The organism is Sphingobacteriales bacterium (assembly GCA_012517435.1).
GTDB lineage: Bacteria > Bacteroidota > Bacteroidia > CAILMK01 > JAAYUY01 > JAAYUY01.
The window spans coordinates 1-6,756 of the sequence record JAAYUY010000089.1 but is presented as its reverse complement, the minus strand read 5'-3'; the positions used below and the strand labels follow the sequence as shown (position 1 = coordinate 6,756).

The 6,756-nt window shown below is 40.9% G+C and carries 2 protein-coding genes; one reads left to right on the top strand and one right to left on the bottom strand.

The features are described 5' to 3' along the window. Positions 1 to 165 precede the first annotated feature (165 nt). The gene (locus GX437_05515) at positions 166 to 5,739 is read left to right on the top strand and encodes a PKD domain-containing protein (GenBank protein NLJ07109.1); all 5,574 of its coding nucleotides are present in this window, start codon (positions 166 to 168) and stop codon (positions 5,737 to 5,739) included. A 3-nt stretch (positions 5,740 to 5,742) separates the two neighbouring features. Here GX437_05515 and GX437_05510 read toward each other — a convergent pair whose 3' ends face one another. Then, positions 5,743 to 6,651 (bottom strand): hypothetical protein, encoded by a 909-nt coding sequence (locus tag GX437_05510; GenBank protein NLJ07108.1) that lies wholly within the window; start codon positions 6,649 to 6,651, stop codon positions 5,743 to 5,745. Positions 6,652 to 6,756 lie beyond the last annotated feature (105 nt).

Genomic DNA, 6,756 nt, shown 5'->3' with positions numbered 1-6,756 from the left:
CATGAAAACAAAAGACAATCCAGCTCAGTGTGGAATAAATTGCTACTGATGAGTGATGATAAAGAGGCTATATATTATCCTCAAAAATTAATTCAAGACAAATCAGGATTATCGTATATTTACGCCCAAAATTAATTGCCATTTTCCTTAGAGGATTGAGACATTATGTTTAAATTTAAATTCCTGTTTGTTCTCTTTCTGATTTTTTGCGTTTCATTCAGTGGAATTCCGCAGGAATATACCAACAACTGGCACTTCGGAAATTACGCAGGGTTGAACTTCAGCTCCGGAAGTCCGGTAGCTCTGAACAACAGTGCCATGATAGCCTGGGGTGGTTGCGCCTCTATTTCTGATTCCTCCGGCAACCTGATATGCTACACCAATGGTTCGACTGTTTATAACAAAAACAATCAGGTGATGCAAAACGGCTCAAACCTGATGGGAGACTACACATACGGAAATTATGGCCCTTCAGTGATTATCGTGCCACGCCCCGGAACGACCACTACCTATTACATTTTTTCCGTAAACAGAAACAACACCGCAACAGGATACCCTGATGCCCTGCGTTATTCAACAGTGGTTACGACCCTGAACAACGGAGATGGTGGTGTTATCAACCGTAATAGCATCGTCATGCAGAAAACTTTCGATGCCAAAATCACAGCCGTCAAACATGCCAATGGCGTTGATTACTGGGTTATTGTTCACGAGTCAGGCACTAATAAGTTTTATGCCTTTCTGGTCAGTAATGCCGGGGTCAACACAACCCCTGTCATCTCCCAGACAGGACGACTGGTTACTTTTCCTTACACTTATTACTGGTGGAATGGATATTTAAAAGCTTCTCCCGATGGTAAACGCATTGCCAACAGTTACAGTCACTACTATTCCTATACGAATGACTCTGCCAATTGTGAAATCTTTAATTTTAACAACAGCACAGGTGTTTTAAGCAACCCCATCGAACTCACCATCAGCAAATACAGTTATTGGTATTATTGGGGTGCAAATAGCATTGAATTTTCTCCTGATGGCAGTAAAATCTATCTGGCTGACCATTCCAATTATTGGCCAGGCAGTGTGTTTGACCTTTATCAATACGATTTAAATGCCGGGAATCAACAGGATATACAAAACTCCAGAACTAAAATAGCGACCGTTAGCGGGAACTGGTATTGGTGGTATTCAGGGGGTATGCAACTGGCTAAAGATGGAAAAATCTATGTCGCCCGGTACAATAGCCATTACCTGGGTGTGATCAATGCACCGGAGCAAAAAGGCATAGGTTGCTGCTATCAGGATTCAGGAGTTTATCTCGGAATGTCAAATTATACTTTCAATGGCCTGCCCCAGTTTGTAACTTCCTGGTTTTTCAAACATCCCTTTACCTTTAAAAATGTTTGTCATGGAGAGGAGGCCGTTTTTAACATCACCAATACTTCCTGCCTTGATTCAGTATTATGGAATTTTGGCGACAGCAGTTCCGGTACTAACAACTATTCAACCGCATGGACAGGGAAACACATTTTCTCAAAACCCGGAAAATATACCGTCAGCCTGACCACTTACCGGATGGGCACTGAGAATATAAGTAAGCGTGAAATTGAAGTTTTTCCTATGCCAGTTAAAAACCTATATATCAACGATACTTTTCAGTGTTTCAATGGCAACTATTTCAGGTTTATTGACAGTACAGTGATTACCAACGACAGCATTACCAACCGGAAATGGTTCATCGGCAATGATTTGAGTTTTTCAGGAAAAATAACCGACACCAATCATGTGTTTCAGGTATGTGATACTCATCTGGTAAAAATTATTTATACAACAGGGCATGGATGTTATGATTCTGTTAAAAGATGGGTTTGGGTAAATCCGGAGCCTGCGGCTAAATTTAAAATAAATGATTCTGCCCAATGCTTTAATGAAAATAAATTCATATTCACCAACCAATCGAGCGTTCAATACGGAACCATGTCATATCTGTGGAACTTCGGAGATACGAACAGCTCTACACAAAAAGACCCGGTACATGTTTACCAGAAAACGGATACCTTTTCCATCAGCCTGATAGCCACCACAAATGCAGGATGCAAGGACACGGCAAACCTGAATGGCATTGTATTTCCTTCGCCTTTGGCGTACTTTTCAGTGAACAATCCCCAGCAATGCCTGAATGGTAATAAATTTATCTTCAAAGACAGTTCAAGTGTTCAGACAGGTTCACTGAATTATTACTGGGATTTCGGAGATGGCAGCAAATTCTACAGCAAGGATACCAGTCATATTTATCAGACAGATGATACTTTTACGGTGAGGCTGGTAGTCATAACTCCCCTGACCTGCCCCGATACCATGGAAAAATCTTTGATAGTCATGCCCAATCCGGTATCTTCCTTTGCAGTAAATGACAGTACACAATGCCTGTTTAACAATCTCTTTAATTTTACCAATCAGACACAGATACATACCGGAACTTTTACAAGTAAATGGTTTTTCGGGGATAATACTTCGTCTTCCCTTAATAATCCTCAACACATTTATTCGCATGACAGTAATTTTTCCGTCAAACTTGTAACCACTTCAGATTTAGGTTGTAAAGACAGCATTATCCACCTGATGGAAGTCTATCCGATGCCTCAGGCAACATTTTCTGTCAATGATTCCATGCAATGTTACAATGAACAAAATTTCCAGCTCACTGATCAGAGCAGTATATCGAAAGGCACATTAACCTCCCTTTTATGGATAAATAAAATATTATCCGATACAACAACAGGCAGCAGGATTTATCAGCCATCAACCCTTCCTGCGGGCATCTGTCCGGTAAATCTGATCGTTTTCTCCAATTACGGATGCACGGATACGGCAAGCAGAAACCTGACTGTCTTTCCATCCCCACAGGCAGATTTCTCAATTTCCGATTCAATTCAATGTTTTAAATGGAACACTTTCAAATTCAATAACTTAAGTAAAGTTTCGTCAGGTTCACCCGATTACATCTGGAATTTTGGCGACAATACCGGCTCAACTGCCGTTTCCCCTGCTCATGTTTATTCCTCATCAGATACATTTACTGTTCGTCTTATCACCCTCACCGATAAAGGATGCCCCGACACCATTGAAAAAAGCGTTATGGTTTATCCAAGTCCTGAAATATCAATTGGCATTAACGACACCAACCAGTGCTTCAGCGGAAATAACTTTATTTTCTACAACCATACCAAAATCAAATGGGGCAGCCTGTCTTACAGATGGTTCTTCGGGGATGGTGACAGCTCCTCAGCCACAACTCCCTCACATTCATATAGTTATCCCGACACATTCGATGTCGTCCTGATAGCCATGGCCAATACCGGTTGTTCTGATACTTTTCAGGTGAATACCATTGTCAAGGTTCAACCCATGCCTGATGCCATGTTCACCATAGATGACAGCAGTCAGTGTGTAAATACCAACCTGTTAAAATTCAATAACCTGTCAACTATTTCAGCCGGCAATATGACCTATCGCTGGGAATTTGGAGATGGACAAAGTTCTTTGTTGTCGCAGCCAGCTCACCACTATCAGCAAGATGACACTTTTGATGTTAAACTGATTGCCGTCAGCAACTGGGATTGCCGCGACAGTTTCATCCGCAAGGCTGTTATTTTTCCGAAACCAGCAGGCTCTTTTACCGTCAGTCCATCCGGCCAGTGCCTGAGCGGAAACCAGTTTACTTTTATAAATACCAGTCAGATTTCGTCAGGTAGTCTGAACAGTTATTTATGGAATGGTGGTGACGGAAATAATTCAAATGCAGTTAATTACATCCATTCTTATTCATCAGCCGATACTTTCAGTGTATCCCTTGTCACTGTATCCGATCAGCAATGCGCTGATACTTTTTCATCAAAAGTCATTGTATTTCCGATGCCTGTTGCCCGGTTCACGGTCGATACACCTTACCAGTGTTTCAGTGGAAATTTATTCAGGTTTAAAGATGAAAGCAATATTCAAAGCGGAAAAATCAGCAGCTGGAATTGGGACATGGGAGATTCTGTTCTTTACTCCAGCCAGAACCCCGGTCATTCCTATGCTACTTATCGTCAATATACTGTAAAACTGGTTGTTACCTCCGGAGAAGGTTGTAAAGATTCAGCATTCCGAAATGTTGAAGTTTATCCGATGCCACATACAGCTTTCTCCATCAATGACACCGACCAGTGCAGCAACCGGAACTTATTTTCTTTTACCAACCAATCTGTTATACCTGCCGGAACGCTGAATTACTTCTGGAATATTGCAGACAGCATGAGCTTTTCACAGAAAGATGTGAATATCAATCTGAAAAAAGAAGGGCTCTATCCTGTCAGACTTAAAGCTGTCAGTGATCATGGGTGTTCTGATAGTCTTACCCGGATCATTTCCGTTCTCCCTTCTCCCCTCGTCAGTATTTCCGTCAATGACACGCACCAGTGTTTAAAAGGCAATCAGTTCATCTTCAGCAACCAGACAAGCATTTCATCAGGAAATCTGAGCTACCTGTGGGATTTCGGGGATAACACCAATGCCACGACTGTTGCACCTTCGCATCAATACCTGCAGGACAAATCTTACCGGATATGGTTCAAGGCCACATCTGACCTGAATTGTATTGATTCAAACACCTTCATGGTTTATGTGCATCCCATGCCAAAGGCTGATTTCGGTTTTTCTCAGCCCTGTTTAGATAAAGAATTGTATTTTAAAGATTTATCAAGTATCAATTCACCAGATATTATTTCGTCATGGGACTGGGATTTCAGCGATGGTAGTTCAAATCAGCGTGACCCTGTTTTTACCTTTACCACACCCGGCATCAAAAACATCCGGCTGAAGGTTACTTCAGATTACAACTGTTCTCATGATACTACCCATCAACTCAGAATTGAAGAGCACGTGTCGGCACCCTATCTGAAAACTGTAAGCGTTTACGATAAAGATCAGATTTACATGGAATGGGAAAAACCTGCCACAGGAATTCCTCTTTATTACAATATCGAAAAATCAATCAATGGAGGTAATTTTCAGCATTTTGCAAAAGTTGATGCATCCATTTTAAGTTATTATGATTTGCTGACAAAAACAGGTGAAAATCTGTACACCTACCAGGTCAATGCAGAAGACACCTGCGGATATACCGGGAATTTCAGCAACCCGGGACGAAATATTCTGCTGACGGTCAATGATTCAGCTACATTTCCAGTCATTAACTGGACTGCTTACTACGACTGGCCTGAAGGTATTTTGGAATATATTCTTGAAATTTTCGATGATAATAGCGGAAATTTTGAAAATCTGGCTGATTTCAGTCTCCCTACTCCTTTCACTGACCAGCAAACTGAAAAAGACCAGGAATATTACTGCTACCGCATAACTGCCACGCATGCAGTCAGACCTGATGTCAGCAGTGTTTCGAACATCGTTTGTGTTCCGACTACCCTGTATGCTTTTGTTCCGAATGCTTTCACACCTAACCAGGATGGCATCAACGATACCTTTGTCATTAAAGGGAAAAACATTCAGGAATTCAGCCTGAAAATCTTCGATAAATGGGGAGAAGAAATTTTTGTAACCGGAGATAAAAATTCAGGCTGGGACGGGAAATACAAAGGTCATGACTGCCCGCCTGATGTTTACTTCTATATTTTAAAGGTTAAAGGGAGTAAGGGACAAAATAAAACCGTCAGTGGAACACTTCACCTGATCCGATAGGTTTTACATTCTGAAACGCCTGTGAATCAATGTCATTAATTGCTCAAACATTTCAGTTTTGTTTTCCCAGTTTGGATGTTTTTCCTTTTCTTCCTGAAGAAAAAGCTTGGCTTCCGTATAATTCTGGCATTTTGTCAGAAAACTGATCATCTGATTGTATTCTTTCTGATCTCCGCCATATAGTTCACGGATAAATGCAAGTTTCATGTTCAGCGTAATAGCTGTTTTTATGTCTTTTATCGGGCCTTTCTGAAGACTGTCGGCCAGAGGGACATATTCTTTTTTGCCTGCAAGTTTCTCGTTCAGGGAAGGTTCCTGCTTGGCAAATTTTTCAAAAACAGCCTTTTTACGAATCTGCTCCTGTGCAGCCTGATACAAATCTTCTTTAAACTCTGTTACCGGTTTTTCAGGCTCTATTTCTTCAGCCACCTGTGCCGGCTCTGCAATTACTTCTGCTTCCTTTATTTCCTCAGCTTCTGCAACCACCTGATTGACAGCATCTTCAACTTCCTGTTTCAGTTCTTCTTCTTCTTTAAGCATAACGGGTTCAGCAGGTATTTCTTCTTCAGCTTTTTTATCAGCTACTACCGGTTCAGGTTGCGGTAAAACCTCTTCTGTTTTTTCTTCAGGAAGTACTTGCAGAGTTTCTGCTTTTGGCTCAGGTTCCACATGCTTTTCTTCAATTACCTCTTCAGCTTTTTTAATACTTTCCTGTGCGGTCTGTATGTCTGAATGAATTATTCTTTGCTCCTGTTCAAGCAGATCGTACATGGCAATGAGTTTCTGCCTGAGTAAATCCCTGTCAATAGTATGTAAAGTGCCAGATTTTTCCAACCTGCTGATAATGAGAACAATTGATTCATTTATCTGTTTGATTTTCTGAATAATATCCATTACAATTTTTTGTGGCAAAAGTATTTAAATTTTAATCCATGCTATACTTTTATTTTTCTCAATACTGTTGAAAAGTAGTCTGATGTTTGAAATTTTTTAATTAGTTGGTGAGGATTGTCTTTG

What these genes read in the sequence shown, in the direction of transcription:
- GX437_05515 (NLJ07109.1), top strand. Translation starts at nt 166, where the DNA reads ATGTTTAAATTTAAATTCCTGTTTGTTCTCTTTCTGATTTTTTGCGTT.